The sequence below is a fragment of the Tepidimonas sediminis genome (assembly GCF_007556605.1).
In the GTDB taxonomy this organism is placed as follows: Bacteria; Pseudomonadota; Gammaproteobacteria; order Burkholderiales; family Burkholderiaceae_C; genus Tepidimonas; species Tepidimonas sediminis.
Genome location: NZ_VJND01000002.1, coordinates 245825 through 262147 on the forward strand (window position 1 = coordinate 245825; position 16323 = coordinate 262147).

18 protein-coding genes and 1 tRNA gene are annotated in these 16323 nt (G+C 71.3%); 14 read left to right on the forward strand and 5 right to left on the reverse strand.

The genetic code is table 11. The features are described from left to right. Positions 1 to 71: 71 nt before the first annotated feature. The 7 genes from Tsedi_RS03125 to Tsedi_RS03155 all read left to right on the forward strand — a co-directional run bounded on the left by Tsedi_RS03125 (position 72) and on the right by Tsedi_RS03155 (position 3356). Positions 72 to 311 carry a hypothetical protein gene (locus Tsedi_RS03125; protein WP_143893507.1) on the forward strand — a complete coding sequence of 80 codons (240 nt, stop codon included), beginning with the start codon at positions 72 to 74 and terminating at the stop codon, positions 309 to 311. Continuing rightward, positions 311 to 1663 (forward strand): AAA family ATPase, encoded by a 1353-nt coding sequence (locus Tsedi_RS03130; RefSeq protein ID WP_246099151.1) that lies wholly within the window; start codon positions 311 to 313, stop codon positions 1661 to 1663. Before Tsedi_RS03125 ends, Tsedi_RS03130 begins: the two co-directional genes overlap by 1 nt. After that, positions 1663 to 2343 (forward strand): hypothetical protein, encoded by a 681-nt coding sequence (locus Tsedi_RS03135; protein WP_143893509.1) that lies wholly within the window; start codon positions 1663 to 1665, stop codon positions 2341 to 2343. Before Tsedi_RS03130 ends, Tsedi_RS03135 begins: the two co-directional genes overlap by 1 nt. Before the next feature lie 93 nt (positions 2344 to 2436). Beyond that, a complete protein-coding gene (locus tag Tsedi_RS03140; protein ID WP_143893511.1) occupies positions 2437 to 2625 on the forward strand; it encodes a hypothetical protein in 189 nt (62 codons plus the stop codon). A gap of 2 nt (positions 2626 to 2627) precedes the next feature. Continuing rightward, the gene (locus tag Tsedi_RS03145) at positions 2628 to 2849 is read left to right on the forward strand and encodes a hypothetical protein (RefSeq protein WP_185970563.1); all 222 of its coding nucleotides are present in this window, start codon (positions 2628 to 2630) and stop codon (positions 2847 to 2849) included. After that, on the forward strand, positions 2839 to 3114 hold the full coding sequence (locus Tsedi_RS03150) for a hypothetical protein (RefSeq protein WP_143893515.1): 276 nt from the start codon (positions 2839 to 2841) through the stop codon (positions 3112 to 3114). The genes Tsedi_RS03145 and Tsedi_RS03150 overlap by 11 nt, the downstream gene beginning before the upstream one ends. 29 nt (positions 3115 to 3143) lie before the next feature. After that, on the forward strand, positions 3144 to 3356 hold the full coding sequence (locus Tsedi_RS03155; protein WP_143893517.1) for a hypothetical protein: 213 nt from the start codon (positions 3144 to 3146) through the stop codon (positions 3354 to 3356). A gap of 623 nt (positions 3357 to 3979) precedes the next feature. Here Tsedi_RS03155 and Tsedi_RS03160 read toward each other — a convergent pair. Together Tsedi_RS03160 and Tsedi_RS03165 are read right to left on the reverse strand one after the other, a co-directional pair. Beyond that, positions 3980 to 4056: transfer RNA gene (locus Tsedi_RS03160), tRNA-Met, on the reverse strand. Positions 4057 to 4158: 102 nt separating this feature from the next. Further along, a complete protein-coding gene (locus Tsedi_RS03165; RefSeq protein WP_143893519.1) occupies positions 4159 to 4944 on the reverse strand; it encodes an enoyl-CoA hydratase in 786 nt (261 codons plus the stop codon). A 121-nt stretch (positions 4945 to 5065) separates the two neighbouring features. Here Tsedi_RS03165 and Tsedi_RS03170 point away from each other — a divergent pair, with 121 nt between their 5' ends. Continuing rightward, positions 5066 to 5884, forward strand: coding sequence for an enoyl-CoA hydratase-related protein (locus Tsedi_RS03170; protein ID WP_143893521.1), 819 nt, complete (start codon positions 5066 to 5068; stop codon positions 5882 to 5884). A gap of 30 nt (positions 5885 to 5914) precedes the next feature. On the opposite strand, the gene Tsedi_RS03175 is transcribed toward Tsedi_RS03170, so the two are convergent. Genes Tsedi_RS03175 through Tsedi_RS03185 form a run of 3 tightly spaced genes read right to left on the reverse strand, consistent with a single transcriptional unit; the run spans position 5915 to position 9649 of the window. Continuing rightward, complete coding sequence (locus Tsedi_RS03175) at positions 5915 to 7723, reverse strand: M61 family metallopeptidase (protein ID WP_143893523.1); 1809 nt, start codon at positions 7721 to 7723, stop codon at positions 5915 to 5917. Continuing rightward, positions 7720 to 8454: a DsbC family protein gene (locus Tsedi_RS03180; protein WP_143893524.1), complete on the reverse strand. Its 735-nt coding sequence runs from the start codon at positions 8452 to 8454 to the stop codon at positions 7720 to 7722. Before Tsedi_RS03180 ends, Tsedi_RS03175 begins: the two co-directional genes overlap by 4 nt. Before the next feature lie 43 nt (positions 8455 to 8497). Then, complete coding sequence (locus Tsedi_RS03185) at positions 8498 to 9649, reverse strand: FAD-dependent monooxygenase (protein WP_143893526.1); 1152 nt, start codon at positions 9647 to 9649, stop codon at positions 8498 to 8500. A gap of 73 nt (positions 9650 to 9722) precedes the next feature. On the opposite strand from Tsedi_RS03185, the gene Tsedi_RS03190 reads away from it, so the two are divergent. The 6 genes from Tsedi_RS03190 to Tsedi_RS03215 form a co-directional block, all read left to right on the forward strand. After that, entirely contained in the window at positions 9723 to 10619 is an 897-nt protein-coding gene (locus Tsedi_RS03190; protein ID WP_143893528.1) for an MOSC domain-containing protein, read from the forward strand. A gap of 42 nt (positions 10620 to 10661) precedes the next feature. Further along, positions 10662 to 11759: a redox-regulated ATPase YchF gene (ychF, locus tag Tsedi_RS03195; RefSeq protein ID WP_143893530.1), complete on the forward strand. Its 1098-nt coding sequence runs from the start codon at positions 10662 to 10664 to the stop codon at positions 11757 to 11759. Between the two features lie 18 nt (positions 11760 to 11777). Further along, positions 11778 to 12284 (forward strand): transcription/translation regulatory transformer protein RfaH, encoded by a 507-nt coding sequence (gene rfaH, locus Tsedi_RS03200; RefSeq protein WP_221934189.1) that lies wholly within the window; start codon positions 11778 to 11780, stop codon positions 12282 to 12284. Between the two features lie 132 nt (positions 12285 to 12416). Beyond that, a complete protein-coding gene (gene galE, locus Tsedi_RS03205) occupies positions 12417 to 13454 on the forward strand; it encodes a UDP-glucose 4-epimerase GalE (protein ID WP_143893534.1) in 1038 nt (345 codons plus the stop codon). After that, a complete protein-coding gene (locus Tsedi_RS03210) occupies positions 13454 to 15055 on the forward strand; it encodes a P-loop NTPase family protein (RefSeq protein ID WP_143893536.1) in 1602 nt (533 codons plus the stop codon). Before galE ends, Tsedi_RS03210 begins: the two co-directional genes overlap by 1 nt. Beyond that, a partial coding sequence (locus Tsedi_RS03215) for an AAA family ATPase (protein ID WP_185970564.1) occupies positions 15055 to 16323 on the forward strand: 1269 nt, incomplete at its 3' end. The genes Tsedi_RS03210 and Tsedi_RS03215, both read left to right, overlap by 1 nt.

Genomic DNA, 16323 nt, shown 5'->3' on the forward strand with positions numbered 1-16323 from the left:
GTGCGCGTTTACGGACGCCTGATGTGGTCGGTGCGCGATATCCGCCGTTTACTGGGGTTGGAGGGCGACAAATGACGGCGCAAATCCAAAAAGAAAACCCCACCGTTGCGGTGGGGCTGCCAGCGGAAGTTGGGGGTGCGGCTGACGTCTTCGATTGTAGCGCGCCGCACCGCCGCCCGGAAGACGCGGGCGACCCGCTGCTTGCCGCGCTGCTGCGCGCCGCGTGGTGCTTGGGTCGGATCGAGGCGGCGCTGGACTCGCTGGCAGACGAGCTGCGCGCGATTGACGTGGCCGCAAGGGAGGGCGCGTGATGGCTGACCTGATGGACATCAGGGCCGCGCTGGCCGCCTTGCGCACCGAGCCCACCGTGCCGCCGCTGGAGGGCGAGCAGCTGACTGACGAGCGCCCGGCTGAGGTCGAGCTGCTCTCGGCCGGAGCGATTGAACCGCAACCGGTGCGATGGCTGTGGCCCGGATGGCTGGCGCGCGGGAAGCTCCACCTACTGGCCGGGCGACCTGGGCAAGGCAAAACGCAGATTGCGCTGGCGCTGGCTGCCATCATCACCCGAGCCGGGCGCTGGCCAGACGGCAGCCGATGCGAAACAGCCGGAAGCGCGGTTATTTGGTCGGGCGAAGATGATCCACGCGATACGTTGGTGCCGCGCCTGATGGCCGCTGGGGCAGACCTTGATCGTGTCCTACTCGTCGGACCGGTCACGGACGACGCGGGACGTCGTCCATTCGACCCGGCGACCGACCTGCCACTACTGGCCGCCAAGCTTCGGCTGCTGAAGCCATCGTTGCTGATCGTAGACCCCGTTGTCGCAACTATGGGTGCGGGCGCGGACTCGCACAAAAACGCCGAGGTGCGCCGCGCGCTGCAGCCGCTGGTCGACCTGGCCGCCGAGCTCGACGCCGCCCTGCTGGGCGTCACGCACTTGGCCAAGGCGACGGCTGGCCGCGACCCGACGGAGCGCGTCACGGGGAGCATTGCGTTCGCGGCGTTGGCGCGTGTTGTGCTGATGGCCGCCAAGCGCGAAGACCCGCCGCCCGGCGAGCCAGCGCGCCTACTGTTGCGCCCGAAGTCGAACATCGGCAGTGACGCCGGAGGTGTCGGCTACGACATCGAACGGATCGAGGTCACGTCCGGAATCTGGACATCCCGCGTCCGCTGGGGCGGAGTCGTCGAGGGCTCGGCGCGCGAGCTGCTGGCGCAAGCCGAGGCAGCGCCTGACGACGAGACAGGAGCGCTGGCCGATGCCGCCAGTTTCCTGCGCTCTCTGCTGGCCGACGGCCCCATGCCGCAGCGGCAGGTCATGGTCGAGGCGAGCGGCGCTGGCTACTCGGAAGCGACGATCCGCCGAGCCAAGCGGATGCTTGGGGTCGAGGCGGCTAGGTCTGGGTTCGGACGGAGCGGCACGTGGGTGTGGGCGCTGCCAGCCGCCATAGATGATCGAGAAAGCCCAAAGATGCTCAAGCCAAAAAGCTTGAGCACCTATGGTGCCGCTGATCATCTATGCGCTGCGCCAGCCGCCGAAGCGCCGCAGCCGCCCGCTGCCGTGGCGCAGGTTCGGGACGGCGCTGTGAACGTGATAGGCGACCCCCCATCGCCACCCGTGGCGAATCATGCGCCGCTGGTCGGCGGCGACCTGGAGGTGTTCTGATGGGCGCGCGCGAGACCTTCCTCGACCTGGCCGCGCGCGGCATCCGGCTGCTGGCGCTGGCGCGGGGGGCGGACTCGAATTCCGGCCCTTGCCGCGCCAAAGGGACTTCCGCTGCGCCAGTCCCTGCCGAAGGGGCCGTCGATCCGGGGGCGCCCTCCTGTCGCACCTGCGCAGCGTGCGCCCACCGCACCCGCGCCGGCACGTGCGCCCGGCCTGCCGAGGCCGGGTTGGCTGACCACTTCGCGATACGCTGGCCGCCAGCCGAGCATGCCGCCCAGTGCCCGGCATTCGAGCGCCAGCAGCCCGTCCTCGATCCGGGGGCGCAGCCCCACCCGTTCGGGCGCGAGCGCCGCGCCTGGACGCCCGCCAGCGAGCCCGAACTGCGGCGCATGGCCGCGATGTTCGAGCGCGCCGTGGCGCTTGGCTTCTCGTCGGAAGAGGCCGACTGCGCGGCCGATGTGGCCCATTGGGCCGCGCGCCTGGGCGACCTGCGTCCGTGCCTTGCCTGCGCCCACCTGCGCGCCGGGGTCAGCAGCCGCTGGTGGTGCGCGGCGCAGCGCCTGCCGCTGCCGCAGCAGCTGGTGACGCAGCCGCACCGATGCCCGGCGTTCTCTGACCTGGAAGCGCAGCAGCCGCTGCCTGACGACGACCTGGGCGATCTTGCGCCCGGCCTGCCTTGACCACCAAACTGCTGGAGTTCTACTGTGTCCGACACCACCAAGCGAAAACCACCAGCCGCTGGCCGTGGCCGCAAACCCGGCAGCAAGAATCGCGTGCCGGCCCGGCTGGGAGAACTGATCCTGGGCGCGCTAGCTGACGTCGGAGGCCGCGAGTATCTGGCGCGCTGCTTCCTCGACCCAGAGCCGCGCATCCGCGCCGCCGCGCTGGCGCTGCTGGCGCGCCTGCTGCCACCCGCCCAGAGCGATGCGCAGCCCGAGGTGGTCATTCGATGGGAGCCATGACGATGAAGAGCCTTGCCGTCACACTCGAGGAATGCGAGCAGCTGCTCGATTGCAGCCGTTCCATCATGACCCTGGTGGAGGTGGTGCTGCTGTCCGACCTGGACGAAGGCAGCCGCAGCGCGCCGCAGCTGATCTTGAACGCGATTGCTGGCGCGCGCCACCTGGCCGATGAGGCCCACCGCCGCGCTGAGGGAGCGCTTGACAGGCTTGTGCATGGCCGCTGAGCGCTTGCCGCCGTCCGTTCTCGGGGCCGCGCGCCGCCTGGAGGCGCTGGGGCTTGGCGACCCGCGCATGGCTGCCGAGGCCGCGCCGGACGTGCTGGCGCTGCTGGATCACGACCGCGCCGGCCTGCTGGAGCTGGTGTTGCCGACGATCACGATGACCGGCTGGCAGACCGAGCTGCTGCGCTGCGTAGCCGCGCTGGCGCGCGGTCAGGAACCGCCAGAGCCGCTGCAATGGCTGCCAAACTGGCCGCACAATCGCGCGTAACGCGTTGATCCGAAAGGGAGAATTGACCAATGGCCACCCGTGCACGAAGGCCGAAGCTGGAGACGATGGCCGACATCCGCGGCGAGGCCGCAAAGTTGTATCGCACAGCGCTGGCCGGACGCATGTCTGTGCGGGATGCAACGGCGCTGGCGCATCTGCTGCGGGTGATCATTGAGACGCTGAAGGCTGAGCCTGCGCACCAAGGCGTGATCGTGATCGAACGCCCGAGAGCCTTCGGGTGACCCGCCGCTGGCCACCCATCACCACCCCGTAGGCCCGCCGCAGCGCGGGCTTTTTCGTGCGCCTGGACGGCTGCGGCAGTGCCGCGGCAGTGCCGGCGCAATGCCCCCAACACCAACACCAACACCAACACCAACACCAAAAGAGGTTATTGGCACTCCACCATCCTTGGTGGAGAAGGGGGTAGGGGGTGGAAGGGGGTGTGGGGGAAGGGGGAAACGCGCATCGCGCTGAACGCGCGATGAGCCTGAGGGCCTCAAAAAGCCCTCTGGCGCGCTTTTGACCGCGGGCGCGCAGGGTGGGGGCTTAGCCGCCACAAAAAAACCGCCCACAGGCCGTTCTGGCGCGTCCCAGGGGCATCCGCAGTCTGCGGAGGCCCCGGGCTTCGCCAGATCGGTGAAACCCGAGCGTCAGCAGGGGAGGGGTGCACCACACCCACCCCCTGCGCGAGGGTGTCGGGACTGCCGACACCCTGCGCCGCACGCGGGACGCTGCGCTGGTGATCGCACGCCTGGCTTTCTGGCCGCGCCTGCCCGACTTGCCAAAACTGGCTACATGGTGGCTACATGGCGGCGAGCGCCCACAAAAAAGCCCGCCGTGATGCCGGCTAAGTCGTTGATTTTTTTGGTGGCGCTTCAGGGACTCGAACCCCGGACCTGCGGATTATGATTCCGTCGCTCTAACCGACTGAGCTAAAGCGCCGCCGAAGCCAAAAGTATAGCAGAACCGACCGAGACCGCGGCGGACCCCGCAGGCAGGCCGAAGCGCCCGGCGGCCACGCGCGGGCAGCGGGCGCCGCGGGGATCAGCGGCCTTCGAAGCGTGCCGGCCGCTTCTCGAGGAACGCGGCCATGCCCTCCTTCTGGTCCTGGGTGGCGAACATGGCGTGGAACATGCGGCGCTCGAACTGCAGCCCCTCCGCAAGTGGCGCCTCGAAGGCGCGGTTGACCGCCTCCTTGGCCGCCAGCACCGCCAGCCGCGGCTGCGCGGCGATGGCGTGCGCGATCGCCAGCGCTTCTTCCATCAGCTTGTCGGCGGGCACCACGCGGCTGACCAGACCCGCGCGCTCGGCCTCGGCGGCGTCCATCATGCGGCCGGTCAGTACCATGTCCATCGCCTTGGCCTTGCCGATGGCGCGCGGCAGCCGCTGCGTGCCGCCGGCGCCGGGAATGACGCCGATCTTGACCTCCGGCTGGCCGAAGCGGGCGTTGTCGGCGGCGATGATCAGGTCGCACATCATCGCCACCTCGCAGCCGCCGCCCAGCGCGTAGCCGGCCACGGCGGCGATGACGGGCTTGCGCACGTGGCGCAGCGTTTCCCAGTTGCGCGTGATGTACTCGCTGCGGTAGACGTCGGCGAAGGTGTACTGCGCCATCGCGGCGATGTCGGCGCCGGCGGCGAACGCCTTGTCGTTGCCGGTCAGCACGATGCAGGCGATGGCCTCGTCGGCATCGAAGGCGCGCAGCGCCGCGCCGAGCTCATCCATCAGCTGATCGTTGAGCGCGTTGAGCTGCCTGGGCCGGTTGAGCTGGATGATGCCCACCGGGCCGTCGGTGCGGGTCAGCAGGGTGGCATAGGTCGTCTCGCTCATGCGGGATCCTCGTGGTGGCGTGAAACAGCCGGCACTATAAACGCTGTGCCGCCTCGGGTTACGATCCCGGTCCGGGGCCGCCTGGCGGCCCGTCATGCCAAGCAGAGGAGACCCGTTGACCATGAATGCGTCCCCCACGGCCGCCGCGGCGGCCGACGAGATCCTGCTGGAGCGCCGCGGCGCGGTGGCGCTGCTGACGCTGAACCGCCCGCAGGCGCTCAACAGCTTCACCCGCACCATGCACCGCGCGCTGCAGGCGGCACTGGCCGAGATCGAACGCGACACGGCGGTGCGCGCGCTGGTGCTGACCGGCGCCGGCCGCGGCTTCTGCGCCGGGCTGGACCTGTCGGAGCTCGACTTCGCCCCGGGGCCGGATCTGGCCGAGCGCGCCAATCCGGGCCCGGTGCTCGACGAGTGCTTCAACCCGACCGCGCGCGCGCTGATCAACCTGCGCGTGCCCACCGTGGCGGCGGTCAACGGCGTGGCCGCCGGCGCCGGCGTGTCGCTGGCGCTGAGCTGTGACCTGGCCATCGCCGCGCCGGGCGCGAGCTTCGTGCAGGCGTTCAGCAAGATCGGCCTGATTCCGGATGCCGGCGGCAGCTGGCTCAGCGTCGAGCGGCTGGGGCTGGCGCGGGCGCTGGGCTGGGCGATGCTGGGCGACAAGCTGTCGGCCGAGCAGGCCAAGGCGTGGGGGCTGATCTGGGACGTGGCCGACGATGCGCTCGCGGCGGCGCTGGCGCTGGCCGAGCGCCTGGCCGCGCTGCCGACGAAGGCGCTGGTGGCCACGCGCCATCTGCTGCGCGGCGCCTTGCAGCGTTCGCTGGAGCAGCAGCTCGACGCCGAGCGCGAGCTGCAGGCGGCGCTCGGCCGCACGCACGACTACGTCGAGGGGGTGACGGCCTTCCTGCAGAAGCGCGCGCCGCAGTTCCGCGGCGCGTGAGAGACGCCCGCACGGCCTGGGCAGCGGCACTCAGGCCGCGGTGGAGGCGTCCTGCGGCGGCAGCAGCTTGACGCTTGCGGCCGCCTGAGCCGGCCAGCGCAGCGGGCAGTGCAGCACGCGCCCGTCGCGCGCCACCCAGGCCAGCAGCGGCTCCCCGGGCGCCAGGCCGCGCGCGTGCAGCGCCACGTCCTCCAGCCGCGTCACGCGCCAGATGGCCTCGCCGCGCTGCACGGCCAGCCACTCGTCGCCGGGTGCCAGCCCCGCCGCCTCGGCCGCTCCGCCGCGCAGCACGTGCTTGAGGCGCAGCGCGCCGCCCGCTTCGTCGACCTGCAGGCCCAGCCGCTGCGGCAGCGGTGCCGGCTCCTCCACCCAGCGGATGCCGTGGCCCTCCAGCAGCGTGCGCAACGGCGGATCCCCGGTGCCGTGCACCCAGGCATCCAGCTCCGCATCCAGCGGCCGGCCGGCCAGCTCGCGCAGCACCGCGCGCAGGTCGTCCTCCTCCATCGGGCCGCCGGCGCAGCGCCGCCACAGCGCGCGCAGCGCATCGTCCAGCGAGACGCCGGCGGCGTCGCGCAGCGTCAGGTCCAGCGCCAGCGCCACCAGCGCCCCCTTGGCGTAGTAGCTGACGGTGGCGTTGGGCGTGCCGTCGTGCGGGCGGTAGTACTTGATCCAGGCATCGAAGCTCGCCTGCGCCACGCTCTGCACCCGTCGGCCCGGCGTGGCCAGCACGTGGTTGACCGTGCGCGCCAGCAGCTCCAGGTACGTCGGCAGCTCGATCAGCCCGGCGCGCAGCAGCAGCAGGTCGTCGTAGTAGCTCGTGAAGCCTTCGAAGAACCACAGCAGCCGGGTGTAGTTCTCGCGGTCGTAGTCGTAGCGGGCGAACTCCGCCGGGCGCAGCCGCTTGACGTTCCAGGCATGGAAATATTCATGGCTGATGAGGCCGAGCAGCGTGACGTAGCGGTCGCCGGCCTTCGGTGCCGTCTCGGTCGTCGCCGCATCCGGCAGCGGCGCCAGCGGCAGATCCCCGCGCGCACACACCAGCGCCGTCGAATGCCGGTGCTCCAGCCCGCCGTAGCCGTCGCGCGTGACGTGCAGCAGGAACAGGTAGCGGTCGAACGGCGGCGGTGCCGCCTCGCCATGCCACAGCGCGCAGGCTGCCTCGGCGATGCGCGCCGCATCGCGCAGCAGCCGCCCGCCATCGAAGCCCGCCGGCGCCCCGGTCACCGCCAGCCGGTGCGGCACGCCGCGCACCTCCACATCACCGATCCAGAACGTGCCCAGCTCCACCGGGTGGTCGGCCAGCTCGTCGTAGTCGGCGGCCAGGTAGGTGGCAAAGCCATCGTCGTGCGGCCAGCGCCAGCGTCCGTGCGCGTCGCGCGTGGCGCCGTCGGCGCGCTCCAGCGCCGTGGCCACGCGCCAGCCTTGCGTCCAGCGGTTCGGTGCGAGCGTCAGCGCCTGCGGTTCGTCCTCGCGCCCGTGCACGCGCAGGCACAGGCTCGTGGGGTTGAAGAAGCCGCGCGTGGCGTCCAGGAACGCCGTGCGCACCGAGGCGTCGTGCGCGTGGACCTCGTAGTGCAGCTGCAGCTCGGCCGCGCCGGGCGCCTCCACCTCCCAAGTGTTCTTGTCGAGCTGGCGCAGCGCGGCCGGCTGGCCGTCCGCCAGCGCCTGCAGCCGCTGCAGGTGCTGGGCGAACTCGCGCACCAGGTAACTGCCCGGGATCCACACCGGCAGGCTGACGCGCTGGCGTGCGGCCGGGCGCATCACCGTCAGCGTCACGCGCCACAGGTGCGCGTGCGCGTCGGCCGCCTCGACCCGGTAGTGCAGGGCCGCCGCGCTCATTTGGCCGCACCGGCAGCCTGCGCCAGCAGCGGCTCCAGCCGCTCCAGCCCCACCGCCCCGGGGATGCGCTGCCCGTTGGCCAGGAAGGTGGTCGGCGTGCCGGTGATGCGATATTTCTGGCCGAAGGCGAGGTTGCGCTCCAGCGCGCTGGTGTCGCACCTGGCGTCGGCCGCCGGCGGCTGCACACCGCGCTGCATCCAGTCGTCCCAGGCCTTGGCGCGGTCCTTGGCGCACCAGATCGCGCGCGACTTGGCCTCCGAATCCTTGCCCAGCACCGGGTACAGGAAGGTGTGGATCGTGACGTTGTCCAGCTTGGCCAGATCGCGCTCGAAGCGCTTGCAGAAACCGCAGTTCGGGTCGGCGAACACCGCCAGCTTGCGCTGGCCGTTGCCGCGCACGACGGTGAAGGCGTCCTTCAGCGGCAGCTCGTCGAAGGCGATGGCGGTCAGCTTGTCCAGCCGCTCCTCGGTCAGGTTGACGCGCGCACGGGTGTCGATCAGCACGCCCTGGATCAGATAGTCGCCGCGCGCGTCGGTGTAGAGCAGGTCGGTGCCGATGCGCACCTCGAACAGGCCGGGCATCGGCGTGGCGCGCACCTCGTCGATGCGCGGCAGGCTGGGCAGCCGCTCGGCCAAGTTCTTGCGGATCACGGCCTCGTTGGCCGCGGCATGGCCGGCCAGCAGCGCCAGCGTCGTGGCGGCCAGCAGGCGCAGGAAGCGAAAGGATCTCATCGGTCGGGTGTCCGTGTCTCGGGGAAGGGGACCGCGCGGCCGCCTAGGGCGCGGCCGGCTGGCCCGCCGCCTGTTGGATGAGCCAGCGCTTCAGCGGTTCCAGCCGATCCACCGCGCGCAGGCCCCAGCGGCGCAGGCTGGCCGCGCGCGGGTCGGGGTGGGCGAACAGGCCGTGGAGCGCATCCGTGGCCGCCAGCATCGCCGCCACCGGCGCGGCGCGCGCGCGCTCGTAGCGGCGCAGCAGGCGCACATCGCCCAGCGGCCGCCAGTATTCCCGCTCGCGCAGCACGCGCACCAGCTCGGCCACGTCGCCCAGTCCGGTGTTGAGGCCCTGGCCGGCCAGCGGGTGCATCGCGTGCGCGGCGTCGCCGGCCAGCGCCAGCCCAGGGCGCACCCACGGCCGCGCCAGCGCGCGCTGCAGCGGCCAGCCGGCCGGTGCGCCCTCCAGCGTCATGTCGCCCAGCGCGGCGCCGCAGGCGGCCTGCAGTTCGGCGGCGAACGCTTCGGGCGCCAGCGCCAGCAGCCGCGCCGCGCGCGCGTGCGGCACCGACCACACCAGCGCCACGCGCGCGCCGTCGGCGCCGTCCAGCGGCAGCAGCGCGACGATCTCGTCGCCGCGGAACCATTGCCGCGCCACCGCGCCGTGCGGGCGCGCGCAGCGCAGCCGCGCGGCGATCGCAGTGTGCGGGTAGGGCACGGCCTCCCACGCGATGCCGGCCGCGGCGCGCGTGCTGCTGTGGCGCCCTTCGCAGACCACGGTCAGCGCCGCGCGCGGCGCCGCGTCCCGGTCGGCGTCCAGTCGTTCCACGCCGCTCTGGTAGTGCAGGGCCTGCTCCAGCTGCGCCTCCAGTGCCGGCACGTCGACGATCCATGCCAGCGGCTCGCCCGGGGCCGGCTCGTCGAAGCGCAGTGCCGCCGCCGCCTGCGCCAGGCCGGCCGGGCCGTCGTCGGCATCGGCCACCCACATCGCGCGCACCGGCGTGGCGTACCGCTCCTCGGCCGGCCAGGCGCGCACCGTCTGCAGCAGCGCGCGCGCGGCGGCGTTGAGCGCGTAGGCGCGGATGTCCGGCCCCGCGGCCGGGGCCGTCGCGCGCTCCACCAGCGCGACGCGCAGCCGCTCGCGCGCCAGCAGCAGCGCCAGCGTGCGGCCCACGATGCCGCCGCCCAGGATCGCCACGTCGAAGAGCTTGCCCATCAGGCGGCCATTGTAGGGGCGGGGCGCCGGCCGGGCTGGCGCAAGGGGCGCCGGCGCCGCTACCATGCGGAGCATGAGCACGCCCGCCCTCGACGTCACGCTGCAGCAGATCTGGATCTATCCGGTCAAGTCGTGCGCCGGCCTGCGCCTGCGCAGCGTCGAGCTGCTGGAGACCGGGCTGGAGTGGGACCGCACCTGGATGGTGGTGGACGCGCGCGGCGAGTTCGTCTCGCAGCGCGAGCTGCCGCGGCTGGCGCTGGTGCAGCCGCGTCTGCACCTGGGGCAGCTGGAGCTGCGCGCGCCGGGCATGCTGACGCTGCACCTGGCGCTCGACGCCGCCGAGGCGCCGTGCCGCGTGCGCGTGTGGGACGACGAGCTGGCGGCCTACGACATGGGCGACGTGGCCGCGCAGTGGTTCACCGACTTCCTCGGGCCCGATCTGCCGCCCGGCATGGGGCCGCTGCGGCTGGCGCGCTTCGACCCCGAGGCGCGGCGGCTGGCGGCGCCGGCGTGGACCGGCGGCGTGGAGGCGCCCGTCACCTTCAGCGACGGCTTTCCGCTGCTGGTGGTGACGCAGGCCGCGCTGGAGGGCCTGCAGGCGCGGCTGGCGGCGCTGGGCCAGCCGGATGCGGACGTGGTGCGGCGCCTGCGGCCCAACCTCGTGCTGGGCGGGCTGCCGGCGCATGCCGAGGACGGTCTGGCTCGCCTGCGCTGGCTGGCCGACGGTGCGCCGCCCGATGCCCCGGCGGCCGAGCTGGCGCTGGTCAAGCCCTGCACGCGCTGCACCATCCCCGACGTCGACCCCGCGCGCGGGGTGGCCGACGGCCTGCTCGGCCCGGTGCTGCGCGGCTACCGCCGCGACGCGCGTTTCAAGGGCGCCACCACGTTCGGCATGAACGCCATCGTGCGCGCCGGCGTCGGCCAGATGCTGCACGAGGGCATGCGCGGGCAGGCGTGGCCCGCGTGCTAGCATCGTCTGATTTCCCGCTTCCACCCCGACCACGTCCCCACCATGAGCCTCAAGTGCGGCATCGTGGGCCTGCCCAACGTCGGCAAGTCCACTCTCTTCAACGCCCTGACCAAGGCCGGCATCGCGGCCGAGAACTACCCCTTCTGCACCATCGAGCCCAACGTCGGCGTCGTCGAGGTGCCCGATCCGCGCCTGCAGCAGCTGGCGGCGCTGGTCAAGCCGCAGCGCGTGGTGCCGGCCATCGTCGAGTTCGTCGACATCGCGGGCCTGGTGGCCGGCGCCAGCCAGGGCGAGGGCCTGGGCAACCAGTTCCTCGCCCACATCCGCGAGACGGATGCCATCGTCAACGTGGTGCGCTGCTTCGACGACCCCAACATCGTGCACGTGGCCGGTCGCGTCGATCCGGTGGCCGACATCGAGGTCATCCAGACCGAGCTGTGCCTGGCCGACCTGGCCACCGTGGACAAGGCGCTGCAGCGCGCGCAGAAGGCCGCCAAGAGCGGCCACGACAAGGAGGCGGCCCAGCTCGCGGCGCTGCTCGTGCGCGTGCGCGCGCACCTGGACGAAGGCCGCCCGGTGCGCACGCTGGCGCTCACCGACGAGGAGCGCGCGCGGCTCAAGCCGCTGTGCCTGATCACCGCCAAGCCCGCCATGTTCGTCGGCAACGTGGCCGAGGACGGCTTCGGCGACGACAACCCGCACTTGAAGCGCCTGCGCGAGGTGGCGGCGCAGCAGGGCGCGCCGGTGGTGGCCATCTGCGCCAAGATCGAGGCGGAACTCGCCGACATGGACGAGGAGGACCGGCTCGCCTTCCTGCGCGAGCTGGGGCTGCAGGAGCCGGGCCTCCATCGCCTGATCCGCGCCGCCTACGAGCTGCTGGGCCTGCAGACCTACTTCACCGTCGGCGAGAAGGAAGTGCGCGCCTGGACCATCCGCAAGGGCGCCACCGCCCCGCAGGCCGCCGGCGTCATCCACAGCGATTTCGAGCGCGGCTTCATCCGCGCCCAGACCATCGCCTACGACGACTTCATCCGCTGCGGCGGCGAGCAGGGCGCCAGGGAGGCCGGCCGCATGCGCGCCGAGGGCAAGGACTACGTCGTGCAGGACGGCGACGTGATGAATTTCCTCTTCAACGTCTGACGACCGGGGGCTGTTGCCATGCCTGGCGGCGCGATGCACTGGTACCTCGTCCACACCAAGCCGCGGCAGGAGCAGCGCGCGCTGGAAAATCTCGAGCGCCAGGGGTACCCCTGCTTCCTGCCCCGCGTGCCAGTGGAGCGCCTGCGTCAGGGGCGGCGCGTGCTCGAATCGGTGGCGCTCTTCCCGCGCTATCTGTTCATCCAGCTGCGCTGCGACGGCCACGGCCCCTCATGGGCGCCGATCCGTTCCACCCTCGGTGTCACGCGGCTGGTTGCTTTCGGCCACCAGCCCGCGCGCGTGCCCGAAGGCATCGTCACGCAGCTGCAGCGGCAGGTGGCCGAGCTCGGCGCCGTGCCGCAGCCGCTGTTCCAGCCCGGGCAGCCCGTGCGCATCACCCATGGACCGTTCGCCGGCCTGGAGGCCATCTACCAGATGCCCGACGGCGAGGAGCGCGCCATCGTTCTGCTGACCCTGCTGCAGCGCGAATGCCGCATCGCCGTGCCACTCGTGCAGCTGCGGGCCTGACCCGTTTCTGGGCTAGACTAGCGCCCGAAGGTCACACACGAGGGAGGGAGCCTGCGGTCAGAGCACGGCTCCCCTGCGGTAGCGTTGCCTGGCGCGGCGCCACCGCCCCGTGGCGAGCAGGGCGGAAACCCCATGAACATTCTCCTCACCGGCGGCACCGGCTACATCGGCAGCCACACCGCCGTGGTGCTGCAGCAGGCCGGCCATCGCGTCGTGCTGCTGGACAACCTCAGCAACAGCGACGCGGCCGTGGCCGAGCGCATCGGCCGCATCACCGGCCAGCGCCCGGCGCTGGAGGTGGCCGATGTGCTCGACACCGTGCGCGTGCGGCTGGTGCTGCGCCACTACGACGTGGATGCCGTCATCCACTTCGCGGGCCTGAAGGCCGTGGGCGAGTCGGTGGCGCTGCCGCTGGCGTATTACCACAACAACGTCGCCGGCACCGTCAGCCTGCTGCACGCGATGGCCGAGGAGGGCGTACGCAAGCTGGTGTTTTCCAGCAGTGCCACCGTCTATGGCCAGCCGCAGTACCTGCCGCTGGACGAGGCTCACCCCACCGGCGCCACCAACCCTTACGGCCGCACCAAGCTGCACATCGAGGAGATGCTGCGCGACCTCGCGGTCAGCGACCCCGCGTGGCGCATCGCCATCCTGCGCTACTTCAATCCCGTCGGCGCGCACGACAGCGCCCTGATCGGCGAAGACCCGCACGGCATCCCCAACAACCTTATGCCTTACATCGCGCGCGTGGCTGCCGGGCGGCTGCCGCAGCTCAACGTCTGGGGCGACGACTACCCCACGCCCGACGGCACCGGCGTGCGCGACTACATCCACGTGATGGACCTGGCCGAAGGGCACCGCGCGGCGCTGGATCACCTGGATCGCACCGACCAGCCCTGTGACGTCTTCAACCTCGGCACCGGCCGTGGCACGAGTGTCCTGGAGATGGTGCGCGCCTTCGAGCAGGCCAGCGGTCGGCCCGTGCCGTACCGCATCGCCGCGCGCCGCCCGGGCGACGTGGCCGCCTGCTGGGCCGACCCGTCGAAGGCCGAACGCGTGCTGGGCTGGCGCGCCGCGCGGGGCGTGGAGGCGATGTGCGCCTCGGCCTGGGCCTACGTGGCGCAAAGCGGCACAGCCGAGCCCGCGGCCGCGTCACAGGAGGCGGCGTGATGGAGCGGCAGTTCAACACCGCCGGCCCGAGCAAGCCCGAGCTGCACTATGTGCTCGATCCGCTCGCGCGCATCGACCTGGAGGAGATCCTCGCGCTGATCGAGGCGCAGCGCTACTTCGTGCTGCACGCCCCGCGGCAGACCGGCAAGACCACGGCGCTGCTGGCGCTGATGGAGCACCTGAACCGGCAGGGGCGTTACCGCGCGCTGTATGCCAACATCGAGACCGCGCAGGCCGCGCGCGGCAACGTCGCCGAAGGCATGGCCGCCATCGTGCGCGCGCTGGCCAGTGCGGCGCGCCACTGTTGGCACGACGAAGCCGCCGCGCGGATGGCCTTGGAGCTGCTCGGCACCGCGGGCGTCAACGACTGGGTGCGCTCGCTGCTGGAGCGCTGGAGCCTGGCCGATCCACGGCCCATCGTGCTGCTGCTGGACGAAGTCGACGCCCTCATCGGCGACACGCTCATTTCCCTCTTGCGCCAGATCCGCGCCGGCTACGCGCAGCGCCCGATGGCCTTTCCGCAGACGGTGGTGCTGTGCGGCGTGCGGGATGTGCGCGACTACCGCATCCACAGCGGGGGCGGCGAGATCATCACGGGCGGCAGCGCCTTCAACATCAAGGCCGCCTCGATCCGGCTGGGCAACTTCAGCGAAGAGGAAACCCGCTCGCTGTGGCTGCAGCACACCGAAGCCACGGGTCAGCGTTTCGAGGAAGCCATCTGGGCGGAACTCTGGGAAGACACCCGGGGCCAGCCGTGGCTGGTCAATGCCCTGGGGCACGAATGCACCTGGCAGGATCGGGAGCTGCGCAAGAACCGCGCGCTGCCGGTGACGCTGGAGCGCTACAAGGCCGCGCGCGAGCGCCTGATCCAGAGCCGCGCCACGCACCTCGATCAGCTCACCGACAAGTTGAGAGAACCGCGCGTGCACGCCGTCATCAGCCGGATCCTTGCAGGCGAGAACCCCCACGACACCCTGCCCACCGAAGACGTCGAATACGTCGCCGACCTGGGCCTCATCGAAACCCGCCCGCAGCTGCGCATCGCCAACCGCATCTACCGCGAGGTCATCCCCCGTGAACTGACCTGGACGCGCCAGATCACCATCACCCACGAGCAGGCCTGGTACGTCCGCCCGAGCGACCGGCGGCTGGACATGGACAAGCTCCTTGCGGCCTTCCAGCAATTCTTCCGCGAGAACGCCGACGCCTGGATCGAGCGCTTCCAGTACCGGGAAGCCGGCCCGCAGCTGCTGCTGCAGGCCTTCCTGCAGAGGATCGTCAACGGAGGCGGGCGCATCAGCCGCGAGTATGGCCTCGGCCGTCGCCGAACCGACCTCTTCCTCGAGTGGCCGCTCGATGAAGCGCAAGGCTTTCTCGGGCCGGTGCAGCGGGTCGTCCTCGAACTCAAGATCCTGCACAGGAGCCTGGAAGCGACGATCGAGGAAGGGCTCACCCAGACGGCGGCGTATGCCGACCAGTGCGGCGCGCAGGAAGCGCATCTCATCGTCTTCGACCGCCGGCCCGGACGAAGCTGGGAGGAGAAGATCTTCCACCGCACGGAGACCATCGGCGGCCGCACCATCGGCGTGTGGGGGATGTGATGGAGAAGCAGTTCAACACCGCCGGTCCGTCGATTCCGGGCGATCACTATCTGCTGGATCCACTGACGCGCGTGGATCTGGCGGAGATCGAATCGCTGATCGAGGCCAAGCGCTACTTCGTGCTGCACGCCCCGCGGCAGACCGGCAAGACCACGGCGCTGCTGGCGCTGATGGAGCACCTGAACCGGCAGGGGCGCTACCGGGCGCTGTATGCCAACATCGAGACCGCGCAGGCCGCGCGCGGCAACGTCGCCGAAGGCATGGCCGCCATCGTGCGCGCGCTGGCCAGTGCGGCGCGCCACTGTTGGCACGACGAAGCCGCCGCGCAGGTGGCCCTGGAGCTGCTCGGCACCGCGGGCGTCAACGACTGGGTGCGCTCGCTGCTGGAGCGCTGGAGCCTGGCCGATCCACGGCCCATCGTGCTGCTGCTGGACGAAGTCGACGCCCTGATCGGCGACACGCTCATTTCCCTCTTGCGCCAGATCCGCGCCGGCTACGCGCAGCGCCCGATGGCCTTTCCGCAGACGGTGGTGCTGTGCGGCGTGCGCGACGTGCGCGACTACCGCATCCACAGTGGGGACGGCGAGATCATCACGGGGGGAAGTGCCTTCAACATCAAGGCCGCCTCGATCCGGCTGGGCAACTTCAGCGAAGAGGAAACCCGCTCGCTGTGGCTGCAGCACACCGAAGCCACGGGTCAGCGTTTCGAGGAAGCCATCTGGCCGGAACTCTGGGAAGACACCCGGGGCCAGCCGTGGCTGGTCAATGCCCTGGGGCACGAATGCACCTGGCAGGATCGGGAGCTGCGCAAGAACCGTGCTTTGCCGGTGACGCTGGAGCGCTACAAGGCCGCGCGCGAGCGCCTGATCCAGAGCCGCGCCACGCACCTCGATCAGCTCACCGACAAGTTGAGAGAACCGCGCGTGCACGCCGTCATCAGCCGCCTGCTGGCCGGCGGCGACGAAGCCGTGCATGATCTTCCCAGCGACGACCTGCAGTACGTCGAAGACCTGGGGCTGATTCGACGCATTCCGTCGGCCGAGATCAGCAACCGCATCTACCGCGAAGTCATCCCGCGCGAACTCACCTTCAGCACCCAGTACATGCTGCCGCAGCAGCAGGCCTGGTACGTCCGCCCAGCCGACCGGCGGCTGGACATGGACAAGCTCCTTGCGGCCTTCCAGCAATTCTTCCGCGAGAACGCCGACGCCTGGATCGAGCGCTTCCAGTACCGGGAAGCCGGCCCGCAGCTGCTGCTGCAGGCCTTC

Coding starts and splice junctions, on each gene's coding strand:
- Tsedi_RS03125 (WP_143893507.1), top strand. CDS start 72: ATGACGGCGCAAATCCAAAAAGAAAACCCCACCGTTGCGGTGGGGCTG.
- Tsedi_RS03130 (WP_246099151.1), top strand. CDS start 311: ATGGCTGACCTGATGGACATCAGGGCCGCGCTGGCCGCCTTGCGCACC.
- Tsedi_RS03135 (WP_143893509.1), top strand. CDS start 1,663: ATGGGCGCGCGCGAGACCTTCCTCGACCTGGCCGCGCGCGGCATCCGG.
- Tsedi_RS03145 (WP_185970563.1), top strand. CDS start 2,628: ATGAAGAGCCTTGCCGTCACACTCGAGGAATGCGAGCAGCTGCTCGAT.
- Tsedi_RS03150 (WP_143893515.1), top strand. CDS start 2,839: ATGGCCGCTGAGCGCTTGCCGCCGTCCGTTCTCGGGGCCGCGCGCCGC.
- Tsedi_RS03155 (WP_143893517.1), top strand. CDS start 3,144: ATGGCCACCCGTGCACGAAGGCCGAAGCTGGAGACGATGGCCGACATC.
- Tsedi_RS03165 (WP_143893519.1), bottom strand. CDS start 4,944: ATGAGCGAGACGACCTATGCCACCCTGCTGACCCGCACCGACGGCCCG.
- Tsedi_RS03170 (WP_143893521.1), top strand. CDS start 5,066: ATGAATGCGTCCCCCACGGCCGCCGCGGCGGCCGACGAGATCCTGCTG.
- Tsedi_RS03175 (WP_143893523.1), bottom strand. CDS start 7,723: ATGAGCGCGGCGGCCCTGCACTACCGGGTCGAGGCGGCCGACGCGCAC.
- Tsedi_RS03180 (WP_143893524.1), bottom strand. CDS start 8,454: ATGAGATCCTTTCGCTTCCTGCGCCTGCTGGCCGCCACGACGCTGGCG.
- Tsedi_RS03185 (WP_143893526.1), bottom strand. CDS start 9,649: ATGGGCAAGCTCTTCGACGTGGCGATCCTGGGCGGCGGCATCGTGGGC.
- Tsedi_RS03190 (WP_143893528.1), top strand. CDS start 9,723: ATGAGCACGCCCGCCCTCGACGTCACGCTGCAGCAGATCTGGATCTAT.
- ychF (WP_143893530.1), top strand. CDS start 10,662: ATGAGCCTCAAGTGCGGCATCGTGGGCCTGCCCAACGTCGGCAAGTCC.
- rfaH (WP_221934189.1), top strand. CDS start 11,778: ATGCCTGGCGGCGCGATGCACTGGTACCTCGTCCACACCAAGCCGCGG.
- galE (WP_143893534.1), top strand. CDS start 12,417: ATGAACATTCTCCTCACCGGCGGCACCGGCTACATCGGCAGCCACACC.
- Tsedi_RS03210 (WP_143893536.1), top strand. CDS start 13,454: ATGGAGCGGCAGTTCAACACCGCCGGCCCGAGCAAGCCCGAGCTGCAC.